This is a genomic window from Lautropia dentalis, from assembly GCF_003892345.1.
In the GTDB taxonomy this organism is placed as follows: domain Bacteria; phylum Pseudomonadota; class Gammaproteobacteria; order Burkholderiales; family Burkholderiaceae_E; genus Lautropia; species Lautropia dentalis.
In genome coordinates, this window is record NZ_RRUE01000001.1 from 902,850 (window position 1) to 916,420 (window position 13,571).

Annotated in this window: 9 protein-coding genes; all 9 read left to right on the plus strand. The window is 66.9% G+C overall.

Translation table 11 applies throughout. The features are described 5' to 3' along the window. Window positions 1–55: 55 nt before the first annotated feature. The gene (aroC, locus tag EHV23_RS03530; protein ID WP_125094738.1) at window positions 56–1,168 is read left to right on the plus strand and encodes a chorismate synthase; all 1,113 of its coding nucleotides are present in this window, start codon (window positions 56–58) and stop codon (window positions 1,166–1,168) included. A gap of 52 nt (window positions 1,169–1,220) precedes the next feature. Next, window positions 1,221–2,111, plus strand: coding sequence for a M48 family metallopeptidase (locus EHV23_RS03535; protein WP_125094739.1), 891 nt, complete (start codon window positions 1,221–1,223; stop codon window positions 2,109–2,111). Window positions 2,112–2,492: 381 nt separating this feature from the next. Next, window positions 2,493–3,896 carry a 3-isopropylmalate dehydratase large subunit gene (leuC, locus tag EHV23_RS03540; RefSeq protein ID WP_125095492.1) on the plus strand — a complete coding sequence of 468 codons (1,404 nt, stop codon included), beginning with the start codon at window positions 2,493–2,495 and terminating at the stop codon, window positions 3,894–3,896. Further along, window positions 3,893–4,546, plus strand: coding sequence for a 3-isopropylmalate dehydratase small subunit (gene leuD, locus EHV23_RS03545; RefSeq protein WP_125094740.1), 654 nt, complete (start codon window positions 3,893–3,895; stop codon window positions 4,544–4,546). The genes leuC and leuD overlap by 4 nt, the downstream gene beginning before the upstream one ends. 243 nt (window positions 4,547–4,789) lie before the next feature. Further along, on the plus strand, window positions 4,790–5,860 hold the full coding sequence (gene leuB, locus EHV23_RS03550) for a 3-isopropylmalate dehydrogenase (RefSeq protein WP_125094741.1): 1,071 nt from the start codon (window positions 4,790–4,792) through the stop codon (window positions 5,858–5,860). A gap of 408 nt (window positions 5,861–6,268) precedes the next feature. Next, window positions 6,269–7,399 (plus strand): aspartate-semialdehyde dehydrogenase, encoded by a 1,131-nt coding sequence (gene asd / locus EHV23_RS03555; protein WP_125094742.1) that lies wholly within the window; start codon window positions 6,269–6,271, stop codon window positions 7,397–7,399. 151 nt (window positions 7,400–7,550) lie between these two features. Then, the gene (locus tag EHV23_RS03560; RefSeq protein WP_125094743.1) at window positions 7,551–10,502 is read left to right on the plus strand and encodes a motility hub landmark protein FimV; all 2,952 of its coding nucleotides are present in this window, start codon (window positions 7,551–7,553) and stop codon (window positions 10,500–10,502) included. A gap of 647 nt (window positions 10,503–11,149) precedes the next feature. Next, the gene (gene truA, locus EHV23_RS03565; protein ID WP_238990256.1) at window positions 11,150–11,941 is read left to right on the plus strand and encodes a tRNA pseudouridine(38-40) synthase TruA; all 792 of its coding nucleotides are present in this window, start codon (window positions 11,150–11,152) and stop codon (window positions 11,939–11,941) included. 776 nt (window positions 11,942–12,717) lie between these two features. Next, the gene (locus EHV23_RS03570; RefSeq protein ID WP_125094745.1) at window positions 12,718–13,554 is read left to right on the plus strand and encodes a phosphoribosylanthranilate isomerase; all 837 of its coding nucleotides are present in this window, start codon (window positions 12,718–12,720) and stop codon (window positions 13,552–13,554) included. The last annotated feature ends 17 nt before the right edge of the window (window positions 13,555–13,571 follow it).

Consider the following 13,571-nt stretch of genomic DNA (forward strand, 5'->3'; position numbering starts at 1 on the left):
GGCTGACAGGCAAAGAGGCTGATGACAGGCAACGAGGCTGACAGGTAGAGAGGTTATGGCAGGAAACACACTGGGACGGCTGTTTGCCGTCACGACCTTCGGGGAATCGCACGGACCGGCCATCGGCTGCGTGATCGACGGCTGCCCGCCGGGCATGGCGCTGGACGTGGGCGACATCCAGCCCGATCTGGACCGGCGCCGGCCGGGCACGTCGCGGCACGTGACGCAGCGCCAGGAGGCCGATGCGGTGGAAATCCTTTCGGGCGTGTTCGAGGGCGTTACCACCGGTACGCCGATTGCGCTGCTGATCCGCAACCAGGACGCCCGCAGCAAGGACTACGGCAACCTGGCCGATACCTTCCGTCCGGGCCATGCCGATTACAGCTATTTCCAGAAATACGGCCTGCGCGACCATCGTGGCGGCGGACGTTCGTCGGCGCGGCTGACGGCTCCGCTGGTGGCGGCCGGCGCCGTGGCCCGCAAGTGGCTGGCCGAACGGCACGGCGTGCGCATCCGCGGCTATCTGTCGCAGCTCGGGGACATCGCCGTGCCGTTCGGACGCTGGGAGGACGTGCACCAGAACCCCTTCTTCGCGGCCGACATCGACCGGGTGCCCGAGCTGGAGGCATACATGGATGCGCTGCGCCGCGAGGGCGATTCCATCGGTGCCCGCATCGAGGTGGAGGCCTCGGGCGTGCCGGTGGGGCTGGGCGCGCCGCTCTACGACCGCCTGGATGCCGACATCGCCCACGCGATGATGGCCATCAACGCGGTGCGGGGCGTGGAGATCGGTGCCGGCTTCGGCGCGGTGACGCAGAAGGGCTCGGTGCATGGTGACGAACTGACGCCGGCAGGCTTCGTCGGCAATGAGGCCGGGGGGGTGCTGGGCGGCATTTCCACCGGGCAGGACATCCGTGTGTCGCTGGCCATCAAGCCCACGTCGAGCATCCGCATCGAGCGCCGCTCGATCGACCGGCAGGGCCATCCGCAGCACGTGCAGACGCTGGGCCGGCACGATCCCTGCGTGGGCATCCGGGCCACCCCCATTGCCGAGGCGATGCTGGCGCTGGTGCTGATCGAGCACTGCCTGCTGCATCGGGCCCAGTGTGTCGACGTGGATTCGGGCCTGGCGCCGATTGCGGCGCAGGCGCCGGCCGGGGCCGTATAGAACACCTCCATTTTTTTCATTTCAACCTGGGACATACATGCGCACAGCATCCATGCTGACCAAAGCCATCCGTTCGACCTCCGAAGCTGCGTCCGCCGGACGTGTCGCCCGCCGGCGCCTGCGGCGTCTGGCCCTGCAGACGCTGGGAGCCTCCCTGCTGGCCGGCGCCGTGGTGGCCTGTACCACCGTACAGACGACGGGCGAGGGGGCCATTGGCCTGAACCGCAAGCAGCGCATGTCGCCGCTGGTGTCGGAGGCGCAGCTGGAAGAGAGTGCAAAGGTGGCCTATGCCGAGGTGATGCAGGGCGCCCAGCAGAAACATGCACTCAACGTCGATCCGGCCATGACGGCCCGGGTGCGCAACGTGGCCGGACGGATCATTCCGCAGGTGGGGGCCTTCCGGCCGGATGCGCTGAAGTGGAACTGGCAGGTCAACGTCATCCAGTCGGACGAGCTGAATGCCTGGTGCATGCCCGGCGGCAAGATTGCCGTGTACAGCGGCATCATCAACCAGCTCAAGCTCACCGATGACGAACTGGCTGCCATTCTGGGCCACGAGATCGCCCACGCGCTGCGCGAGCATGCCCGCGAGCGCGCCTCCGAGCAGGCCACGGCCGGGCTGCTGATCAACGTGGGCGCGGCCGGCATGGGCCTGGGCAATGCCGGGGCCGACATGGGCCGGCTGGCCTACCAGACCACCTTCGGGCTGAAGAACAGCCGCACGCACGAAACCGAGGCCGACCGCATCGGCGTGGAGCTGGCGGCCCGGGCCGGCTACGATCCGCGGGCGGCCATCACGCTGTGGCAGAAGATGGCCTCGGCCAGCCAGGGGCGGAGCACGCCGGAGTTCCTGTCCACGCACCCGTCGGCCAGCACCCGGATCAGGGATCTGCAGGATTATTCCGGACGGGTGCTACCGCTGTACCAGCGGGCACATCCCTGAGCATGCCGGGCAGGGGCAGTCCGCCGGGATTCCGCAGGGGGACGGCGGGTGGCCACCAGGGTGATGCAGGGGGCAGGGGCGGGCAAAACCGTGCAGGAACCCGATGCGGGAAGCTGATGCAGAAGCGCGGTGCGGAAGTTCGGTGCGGAGGTCCGATGCGGAAGCCCGGCCACAGGGGAAGCGACGGGCCGGTGGCCCTGGTGGCCCGTCGGCCGCTGAATCGCATCCACCCGGTCTGGACAGAGTTGCCTGCAGCACCTCCGGCAGCCACTGGTCTGCAACATGATGCAACATATCCGGGCTCCGGAACCATGTTCGTCATGTCCACTCACCATTTGCTAAATTTATCGATCGGCATGGCATAATCGGAAAATGGAACCTATTGCCCGCACACTCTACGACAAGCTCTGGGATGCACACGTCGTCCGCAACGAGCCCGATGGCAGCAGCCTGCTCTACATCGACCGTCACCTGCTGCACGAGGTGACCAGCCCGCAGGCCTTCGAGGGGCTGGAGCAGGCGCACCGGCAGCCGTGGCGGCTCAATGCCAATCTGGCGGTGGTCGACCACAACGTGCCCACCACCGGCCGCGAGCACGGCATTGCCGACCCGGTGGCGCGCCTGCAGGTCGAGACGCTGGGCAAGAATGCCCGTCGCTACGGCGTGACCTATTTCGACATCGCCGACCGGCGCCAGGGCATCGTGCACGTCATCGGTCCCGAGCAGGGGGCCACGCTGCCGGGCATGACGGTGGTCTGTGGTGATTCCCATACCAGCACGCACGGTGCCTTTGCGGCGCTGGCCCATGGCATCGGCACCTCCGAGGTCGAGCACGTGCTGGCCACGCAGACGCTGGTGGCCCGCAAGTCGAAGAACATGCTGGTGCAGGTCGACGGCCGGCTGCCGGCGGGCGTCACGCCCAAGGACGTGGCGCTGGGCATCATCGGCCGCATCGGTACGGCGGGCGGTACCGGCTATGCCATCGAGTTCGGCGGGTCGGTGTTCCGCGAGATGTCGATGGAAGGGCGCATGACCGTCTGCAACATGGCCATCGAGGCCGGAGCACGCAGCGGCCTGGTGGCCTTCGACGGCATCACCATGGCCTACCTGCGCGACCGGCCCATGACGCCGAAGGGCAACGACTGGGAGGTGGCCGTGCGCTACTGGCGCACGCTGCACAGCGACCCGGGGGCCCATTTCGACCTGGTGGTGCGGATGGACGCGGCCGAGCTGCGCCCCTACGTCACCTGGGGGACCTCCCCCGAAATGGTGGTGGCGGTGGACGAGCGCGTGCCCGATCCCGACCGCGAGAAGGACAGCGTCAAGCGCGAGGGCATGGCCCGCGCGCTGCAGTACATGGGCCTGCAGCCCAACATGCCCATCTCGTCCATCCAGGTGGACAAGGTGTTCATCGGTTCGTGCACCAACTCGCGCATCGAGGACCTGCGGGCTGCCGCTGCCGTGGTGCGTGGCCGCCGCCGGGCCGACAATGTCCGTCTGGCCATGGTGGTGCCCGGCTCGGGGCTGGTGAAGGCCCAGGCCGAGGCCGAGGGGCTCGACCGCATCTTCCGGGAGGCGGGCTTCGAATGGCGTGATCCGGGCTGCTCGATGTGCCTGGCCATGAACGCCGACCGGCTCGACCCCGGTGAACGATGTGCCTCCACCTCCAACCGCAACTTCGAGGGGCGGCAGGGGGCTGGCGGCCGTACCCATCTGGTCAGCCCGGCCATGGCGGCTGCGGCGGGCGTGTTCGGACATTTCGTGGACGTGCGGAGGCTGGCATGAAGGTATTCAATGTGCATCGCGGCATCGTGGCCCCGCTCGACCGGGCCAACGTCGATACCGACGCCATCATCCCCAAGCAGTTCCTGAAGTCGATCAAGCGCTCGGGCTTCGGCCCCAACCTGTTCGACGAATGGCGCTATCTGGACGTGGGCGAGCCCGGCAAGGACAACAGCACGCGGCCTATCAACCCCGATTTCGTGCTCAACCAGCCGCGCTACAAGGGCGCGTCCATTCTGGTGGCGCGCGAGAACTTCGGCTGTGGTTCGTCGCGTGAGCACGCCCCCTGGGCGCTGGACGACTACGGTTTCCGCTGCATCATCGCCCCCAGTTTTGCCGACATTTTCTACAACAACTGTTTCAAGAACGGGCTGCTGCCGCTGAAGATGAGCGAGCGCGAGGTGTCGCGCATCTTCGACGACGTGAAGGCCTTCGTGGGCTATGAGCTGATCATCGATCTGCCCAACCAGGTGGTCACCACCACCCAGGGCGAGGTGATCGGCGCCTTCGAGATCGATGCCTTCCGCAAGAACAACCTGCTCAACGGGCTGGACGAGATCGGGCTGACGCTGCAGCACGCCGACGACATCCGGGCCTACGAGGCCCGGCGCTTCCAGGCCGAGCCCTGGCTGCAGGCCAGTCTGGGCCGGTGAGGGGCGGACAGCCGGCCGTGAGGCCCCCGTCATGTGGACGGGGCAGGGCGGCTGCGTGCGCGTCGCGTGACGGGGGCGACCGGACATGGAGTTCAGGGGACCACACCCGGCGACATCGTGCGCGCCGTGCGATGAAGGCAACCAGGACAGGAAGGCGGACGCTTCACGGCAACGGGATGCTGCAGGGCATCCGGCCGTGCGGCGTTTCGGCCTTCCTGTCCGTTTTTGAGGGATCCGCAGGACATGACGAAGAAGATTGCAGTGCTGGCCGGTGATGGCATCGGTCCCGAAATCACCGCGCAGGCCGTGCGGGTACTGGATGTGCTGGTGCGCGACGGGCTGGAGGTGCAGACCGAAAGCGCCCTGGTCGGCGGGGCAGCCTTCGATGCCAAGGGCGATCCGCTGCCCGACGAGACGCTGAAGGTCTGCGAATCGGCCCAGGCCATCCTGTTCGGGGCAGTGGGCGGCCCGGCATACGATGCGCTGCCGCGTTCCTCGCGGCCCGAGCAGGGGCTGCTGCGCCTGCGCAAGCACTTCGACCTGTTCGCCAACCTGCGTCCGGCACTGGTCTATCCGGAACTGGCCGAGGCCAGCCCGCTCAAACCCGACCTGGTGGCCGGGCTGGATCTGCTGATCCTGCGAGAATTGACGGGCGACATCTACTTCGGAAAACCGCGGGGCATTCATGTGAATGACGCGGGGGAACGTGAAGGTTTTGATACCATGCGTTACAGTGAGTCCGAAATCCGGCGGATTGCCCGCTGGGCCTTCGAGGCTGCCCGCAAGCGCAACCGCCGGGTCTGCTCGGTGGACAAGGCCAACGTGCTGGAAACCACCCAGCTGTGGCGCGATGTCGTGACGGAAGTCGCCCGCGACTATCCGGATGTGGAACTGTCGCACATGTACGTCGACAACGCTGCCATGCAGCTCATCCGGCGTCCGCTGCAGTTCGATGTCATCGTGACCGGCAACATGTTCGGCGACATCCTGTCCGATGCCGCCTCCATGCTGACCGGCTCCATCGGCATGCTGCCCTCGGCCTCGCTCAATGCCAGCGGTTTCGGCATGTACGAGCCCATCCATGGCTCGGCACCCGACATCGCCGGCACCAACCGGGCCAACCCGCTGGCCACGATCCTGTCGCTGGCCATGCTGCTGCGCTATTCGCTCGACCAGGAGGCCGCTGCGGTACGTGTGGAGCAGGCGGTGCGGAAGGTTCTGGCCGCCGGCGCCCGTACGGCCGACATTGCCCGGCCGGGCGAGAAGGTGCTGGGCTGCTCCGAAATGGGCGACGCCGTGGTGGCGGCCCTCTGAGGGGCGCGCGGCATCGCCGGCGGATGATCTGGCCGTTCGTGTCATCCGCCGCTTTCCGGCAGGCGGGCAGGGGCGCAGGGCAGGTGCCATCCGGCGCAGGCACCATCCGGTGCGGTGCCAACCGGTGCAGGTGCCATCCGGTACTGGCACCATCCGGCTGGTCAGGGCGGACGCTCCTGCGCGCAGTCATGGGCAGGATATTTATTTGTTGTAAAGGCCACGGCGCGCGCAGCATTCGCGCGCCGAAAATGTTGTAATGGGCGCCTGCTGTGGCCGCGCCCATCGACGGCAGGTCATTTGTCGGGGTGATGACACGGAATGTTTCCGGTGCATCGCCGCATGAGGGCTGCAGTGCCGGTCCTGCCGCTGGGCAGGCCGGATTCGACCAAGCAGGGAACAGGAAAGATCATGAGCAGGAAATATCGGGTAGGCCTGGTGGGCTGGCGTGGCATGGTGGGGTCGGTGCTGATGGACCGCATGCGTGCCGAGAAGGATTTCGACCTTTTCGAGCCGGTCTTCTTCAGCACATCCAACGCCGGTGGCAAGGCCCCGATGGGTACCGAACCGCTGGGTGACGCCCATGATGTGGACGCCCTGAAAAAGCTCGATGTGATCCTGACCTGCCAGGGTGGCGACTACACGACGGACATGCATCCGAAGCTGCGCGAGGCCGGCTGGAAGGGCTTCTGGATCGACGCCGCCTCGACCCTGCGCATGGACAAACGGGCCGTGATCGTGTTGGATCCGGTGAACCGGCATGTCATTGATGCGGCCATACAAACCGGTAATCGGGATTTCATTGGCGGTAACTGCACGGTTAGCCTGATGATGATGGCTCTCGGCGGTTTGCTGCAGGCAGACCAGGTCGAGTGGGTCTCTGCAATGACCTATCAGTCCGCCTCTGGCGGTGGTGCACAACACATGAGGGAGCTGGTCAGTCAGATGGGCGCAATCCACGCATCGGTGGCAACCGAACTGTCGGATCCGGGATCGAACATCCTGGACATCGACCGTCGGGTGGCCGAAACCATGCGCAGCGCGGATTTCCCTGTCAAACAGTTTGGCCATCCGCTGGCCGGCAGCCTGCTGCCCTGGATCGACAAGGATCTGGGCGATGGCATGTCGCGCGAGGAGTGGAAGGGCGACGCCGAGCTGAACAAGATGCTGGGCCGGACGGATGACAGTCACATCCCCGTCGAAAGCATCTGCGTTCGGGTGGGCGCCATGCGCTGCCACAGCCAGGCTCTGACCATCAAGCTGCGCGAGGATCTGCCGCTGCCGGCCATCGAAGAGATGCTGGCCGGTGCCAACGACTGGGTGAAGGTGGTGCCCAACGATCGTGAGGCAACGCTGGCAGAACTGACGCCGACGGCCGTGACCGGCAAGCTGGACGTGCCGATCGGCCGCCTGCGCAAGCTCAAGCTCGGCAAGGGCTACCTCAGTGCCTTCACGGTTGGCGACCAGCTGCTGTGGGGGGCTGCCGAACCGCTGCGCCGGATGCTGAGAATCGTGCTGGAGCGCCCGCTGGCTGCACAGTGATCCGTCCAATCAACCGAAGTTTTGGCCTGCTGCCGGCCGCCGGAGTCGCACGAAGCGAGAGGGTGGCCGGTCTTTCCAGAAAGTGTGTTTCGTTCCAAGTCCTGTAAGAGGTGGTACCTTGTCTGAACAGCCCCGCAGTAAAAAGCATTCCATGACGTCTGGTGGCTCCGGGCGCGGCCAGGTCGCGGCTGCGGTTGCCGTTGCGCTGGCGGTCCTGTCCGGTGGTGGCGTCTCGTCCGCCGAGGCTGCCGGTCTTGGTCGTCTGACGGTCCAGTCTGCCCTGGGGCAGCCGCTGCGCGCCGAGGTCGAGGTCACTGCCGTCTCGGCCGACGAGGCCGATACCCTCACCGCCAAGATCGCCTCCCCCGAGGCGTTCAGCCGTGTGGGCCTGCAGTACAAGGAAGCCCTGTCCGGCGTGCGCATGGCCGTCGAGAACCGGGGCGGCCGCTACTTCATCAAGGTCACGTCCAGCAAGCCGATCAACGATCCGTTCGTCGATCTGGTGGTCGAACTGAGCTGGGCCTCGGGTACCTTCAGCCGTGAGTACACGTTCCTGCTGGATCCCCCGGTCCAGCAGAAGGCCAGCCAGGCCAGCCGCTCGGGCAATGCGCCCGTGGCCGGCGCCGCCACGGCATCGGGCGCCACGGGCGCAGCCGCCGGCAACCATGGTGCCGTGCGCACCCTCGATCCGTCCACCGGCAGGCTGGTCAGCCACGACCGCAGCGCCCAGCAGGGCGCCCGCGCCGGCAGCGATGCCCGGAAGGAGGCTGCCGCCCAGGGGCCTGCCGGCCGGGACGCACAGTCCGAGGGCGGTGTGGTGACGGTGGGCCGGGGCGAGACGCTCGGCATGATCGCCCGGCGTGTCCGTCCGGCCAGCGCCACGCTGGACCAAACCATCGTGGCCATCTACCGCACGAACCCGAATTCGTTCATCCAGAACAACCCCAACCTGATTCGCGAAGGCCGCGAGCTGACCATCCCGTCGGAAGGCGAGATCGCTGCCATCGACAGCGCCGAGGCCGGCCGCCAGCTGCGCATGGCCGCCCGCGACTTCCGCACCTACAAGGAGCGCATGGCCGGTGCGGTGCCGGAGGTCAAGTCCAATACGGGCGGCACCACGGCCAGCGGTGCCGTCTCGGCCCAGGTCGATGACGCCCGCAATGGCGCCGAAGGCAGCAGCGACCGCCTGGAGCTGAGCCGCTCGGAAGGCACGAAGGATGGCAAGGGCGTGGGCGTACGTGACGCCGAGGCCCAGGTCGCCCGTGACGCGGCCCTGAAAGAGGCCAACAGCCGCATTGCCGAGCTGGAAAAGAACGTCGGCGCGCTCAAGAGCATGCTGGAGCTGAAGGACAAGTCGCTGGCCGACCTGCAGGCCCAGCTGGACAGGGCCCGTGCGGCCGGTGCCCAGGTGAGCGGCACGGTGGCCGCGGCCGCCACGGCGGCAGCCGACAAGGCCCGCGAAGCCGCTGGCCAGGTGACCGACAAGGCGGGCGAGGCCAAGACCGCTGCCGAGAAGGCCGTGGCCGAGAAAGCCGCCCAGACCCGCGCTGCTGCCGACAAGCTGGCAGCCGATGCCAAGGCCGCCTCCGACAAACTGGCGGCCGAGAAGAAAGCGGCCGAAGACAAGGCGGCCGCCGAGAAGAAGGCTGCCGAAGAGAAACAGGCCGCCGGCAAGGCTGCTGCCGAGAAAGCCGCCGCCGAGAAAGCTGCTGCTGACAAGGCTGCTGCCGACAAGGCCGCAGCCGAGAAAGCCACGGCTGACGCCAAGGCCATTGCCGATGGCAAGGACCAGCAGGCTGGCGGTGATGAGAAATCGGCTGCCGAGAAGGCTGCTGCCGATGCCAAGGCCGAGGTCGAACGGGTGACCGGCGCGGCCGACACCGAGAAGCATGGCGAGAACATGCCCAAGCCCGCTCCGGTCAACGAGGGCGAGCGCGAAGGCGAGGGCAGCTTCATCGACGGCCTGTCGCAGAACTCGATGCTGCTGCCGGGTCTGGGCGTGGCTGCCGTGGTGGCCGGTCTGGGCTTCTGGATGATGCGTCGCCGCCGCCGCGAGGATGACGGCTTCTCCGACAGCATCAGCGCCGACGAGTTCACCGCCAACTCGCTGTTCGGTACCACCGGTGGCCAGAGCGTCGACACCATGACCGGTGCCAGCACGCAGATCACCACGATCAGCGAAGCCACGCCGACCGAGGTCGATCCGATTGCCGAGGCCGAGGTGTACATCGCCTACGGCCGCGAGACCCAGGCCGAGGAAATCCTGCGCGAGGCGCTGAAACGCCAGCCCGAGCGCCAGGCCATTCGCCTGAAGCTGCTGGAAATCTTCTCCAGCCGCAAGGACACCGTGGCGTTCAGCCAGATGGCGCGCGAAATGCACGACATGACCGGTGGCCTGAACGAGGAATGGTCGCGTGTGACCAGCATGGGTGCTGCGCTGGATCCGGACAATCCGCTGTACGGTGACGGTTCGTCGGCCGCAGCTTCGCACACGACGGTTGGATCGGATGCGGGCATGGCCGGCATGGCAGCCGCGGCCGCCGCCGGTGTGGCAGGTGCCGCCGCCGTGGCCGAGCCGGCCGCCCAGGAAGCCGAGGCTGCGCAGCCGGCCGAACAGGACAACGGCCTGCAGTTCGAGGGCGCCGCAACGGCCCAGGCGCACGAGGAACCGGCGCATGCCGAGGCCCAGCCGGCCACCTTCCAGTCGACCCGTTCGGGCCCACTGTCGGCCATGCCGAGTGTGGAGCTGCCGTCGCTGGATCTGGATGCGCCGCTGGACATGGACGATGGCCCGAGCACGGTGACCGATCTGAACATCGACACGACGATCACCGAGTCGCTGGACATGGGCGACCATACGCAGAGTGCCTCCGATCTGGGTTCGATCGGTCTGGATCTGTCGCCGTCGACGATCTCGGGTCCGATCACGATGAGCGGTGCGGCCTCCAGCCAGTGGCAGGAAATGGCCTCGAAGCTGGATCTGGCCTCGGCCTATGTCGAGATCGGTGACAAGGAAGGGGCGCGCGAGCTGCTGGAAGAGGTGCTGCAGGGCGGTGACGCTTCGCAGCAGCAGCGTGCACGGGATCTGCTGGCCGATCTGTGATTGGCTGGTGAGAGGCCCTCACCCTGCGGGGTGAGGGTGGTGCCCGAATGACTGGCCCGGGGGTCCGTGAAGGATGCCCGGGCCGGTTTCGTTTTGGGGGGAGGAAGGCTTTCTGTTCACGGAAAACGGCTTCGGTTCACGGAAGACGGCTTCGAGGGGGCACCGTCCGGCGCGTGTACCTCCTGCGGTTCATACGTTCAATGAAGTTTTGTTGCCCACGACCTGCGTCGTGGTCAACAAACCTTCATGCCTGCAACACTTCCCGACAACCGGGCTGCGCCCGCCCGTCAGGAAGTGTTCACGGCTACCACGAAATCACCGCAGGAGGCACACGCGCCGGACGGTGCTTCGCAGGTTTGGACATTGCGGCTTCGATACGGAGGCCGCTGATGTGCGATGGTGCGACAGATCCTTTCGCCTGTCCGGGCTGATCTCATGAGGAAGATGGGCGGGGTTCGGTATCATCCGAAGCCATGAGTCAGGCTGATGATCCTTGCAATGTGACTGCCAATGTGTCTGCCGTTGCGCCCGTGTCCATGGCACCGCCCGGGGACGGAGTGAGGGCCGTTCCGTTCCGGGAGAATGCGCATGCGGAGCTGTCCTTGCAGGATGGAGACAGGGAGGCGCGTCACCGCTGGGTGTGCGGCGTGTCGTATGACGGTCGGGGGTTCTGTGGCTGGCAGAAGCAGCCGCTGCAGCCTGGGCTGGCACCATCCATCCAGACGACGGTGGAGCGTGCACTGTCGGCCATTGCGGGGCAGGCCATCGAGGTGCGATGTGCGGGGCGCACCGATACGGGGGTGCACGCGCTCGAACAGATCATCGAGTTTTCCTCGCCGGTGGCACGGCCACCGACGGCATGGGTGCGGGGGGCCAATGCGCACCTGCCCGATACGGTGGCGGTGCGCTGGGCCGTACCCATTCCGGCCGATGCCGATTTCGATGCGCGTTTCTCGGCGCGGGCGCGCACCTACTGGTATGTGCTGATCGACAGCCCGGTGGCGCCGCCGCTGTGGCAGGGGCGGGCCGGGTGGACGCATCGCCCGCTGGATGTGGCGCGCATGCAGGAGGCGGCCTGCGCCTTGCTGGGCACGCACGATTTCAGCAGCTTCCGGGCGGCCGAATGCCAGGCAGCCACCCCGGTCCGCACGCTGGAAGACTGGACCATCGAGCGTCATGGCGGCTTCATCCTGATGCGCCTGACGGCCAATGCCTTCCTGCACCACATGGTGCGCAACCTCGTGGGCTCGCTGGTCTACGTGGGTGATGGCCGCCGTTCGGTCTCCTGGCTGGCCGAGGTGCTGGCTGCCCGTTCCCGTTCGGCCGGCGCGCCCACCTTCGCAGCCGGCGGTCTGTACCTGGCCTCCGTACGCTACGAGGCCCCGTGGTCCTTCCCGGGCCGGGGTGACGAACCCCTGTCCCTGGCCGGGCTGGTCTGAGTGCGCCGCACCTGAGTGGGGGTAAAACGCGTTTTGCCGGTAGTTCACCTTTTCTCTGTTCGGAGCCGTAACGCGCGAACCTGTGAAGCGCCGTCCGGAGGGAGAGCCTCCTGCGGCGATTTCGTGGTAGCCGTGAACACTTCCTGACGGGCGGGCGCAGCCCGGTTGTCGGGAAGTGCGAGAGCGTGTCATGGGCTCGTTCGTCCCCGCGAAACCCCCTTTGGGCGTGCAGGACAAGGCGGCAGGGCCGCAGAATCCTTAATGGCTTCAAGGCGCTGCCAACGCAGTCATGCGCGCCCAAAGGGGGTTTCCCTCCGGGCTGGCTCCGAATCCGTGCGCTGCCGGCGTTGCCCTGCTTGGCAAGGCGGCCAGCCTTGCCTGCGCAGTGCGCCTTGTCAGCACACGGATTCGAAGCCAGCGCGGGGACGAACGAGTCCATGACACGCTCTACAGGCATGAAGGTTTGTTGACCACGACGAAGGTCGTGGGCAACAAACCTTCATTGAACGCTGAGCCGCAGGAGATTCCCGCTCCGGACGGCGCCCCTCTCGAAGTCGTCTTTCGCGAACCGAAACCCCGGCGGAGGAATGCTTCTTTCGCAACTTCACGCAGTCGCGGGTGAACCGTACCAACGAAGTGCAATGGCCGTTCGCGCCAGTGTGGAGCGAAAGAAGCATCTCGCAGTTCGGGGCCCTCAACAAAGCCGTCTTCCATGAATTGCGCCCCAGACCCGCTACCATAGCTCCATCTCTCCCGCGCATCGCCCCATACCAACCATGCCCCTCCGCACCCGCGTTAAATTCTGCGGCCTCGTCCGCAGGCAGGACATCGATACCGCCGTCGCCCTCGGTGTCGATGCCATCGGCTTCGTCTTCTACGGCCCCAGCAAACGGTATGTCGAGCCGGAAGAGGCTGCCCGTCTGCGCCGCCGGCTGCCCTCCTGGGTCCGCGCCGTGGGGCTCTTCGTCAACGCACCCATGGATGAGGTGATCGCCACCGTCGATCAGGTGGGGCTGGACGTCGTTCAGGCCCACGGGGACGAGACCCCGGACGATCTCCGCCCGCTGCGGGCGCGGCGCATTCCGTACTGGAAGGCACTGCGGGTGGGCGGCACACCCGAAGAACTGCGGGCATCTTCCCGCGTGCAGGACGTCGTGGGCGAACAGGTCGTCCCATACACCGGCGCGGGCTCATGGGCCGACTGGAATGCCCTGCTGGAGCGCGGTCGCGTGCCGGCCGACCCGGTGATGCTGGCCCATGCGCTGATGGTCGCTTCGGGGGCCGAGAGCTGCCTGCTGGACAGTGCCGGGCCGGGTTTCGGGGGCAGTGGGGCGGCCTTCGACTGGGCGGTGCTCGACAGCATGGAGCTGGTGCGCGCCCGTCACGAACCCGACAGTCCCTACACCTCGCTGGTGTCTCCCGACGAGCGCTTCATTCTGGCGGGCGGGCTGACACCGGACAACGTGGGTGAAGCCATCCGCAGGATACACCCCCTGGGGGTCGATGTCTCCAGCGGTATTCAGGGGGCAGATGCCAGGGAGAAGGACGCCGTTAGAATGGCACACTTCATGGAAGCCGTTCTGCGGGCCGATGCGGCCCGCCTGGATGGCTGAACCTGGCTATTTCTCCC

Excerpts from the sequence above, each read along its gene's own strand:
- aroC (WP_125094738.1), top strand. The coding sequence starts at position 56 with ATGGCAGGAAACACACTGGGACGGCTGTTTGCCGTCACGACCTTCGGG.
- EHV23_RS03535 (WP_125094739.1), top strand. The coding sequence starts at position 1,221 with ATGCTGACCAAAGCCATCCGTTCGACCTCCGAAGCTGCGTCCGCCGGA.
- leuD (WP_125094740.1), top strand. The coding sequence starts at position 3,893 with ATGAAGGTATTCAATGTGCATCGCGGCATCGTGGCCCCGCTCGACCGG.
- leuB (WP_125094741.1), top strand. The coding sequence starts at position 4,790 with ATGACGAAGAAGATTGCAGTGCTGGCCGGTGATGGCATCGGTCCCGAA.
- asd (WP_125094742.1), top strand. The coding sequence starts at position 6,269 with ATGAGCAGGAAATATCGGGTAGGCCTGGTGGGCTGGCGTGGCATGGTG.
- EHV23_RS03560 (WP_125094743.1), top strand. The coding sequence starts at position 7,551 with ATGACGTCTGGTGGCTCCGGGCGCGGCCAGGTCGCGGCTGCGGTTGCC.
- EHV23_RS03570 (WP_125094745.1), top strand. The coding sequence starts at position 12,718 with ATGCCCCTCCGCACCCGCGTTAAATTCTGCGGCCTCGTCCGCAGGCAG.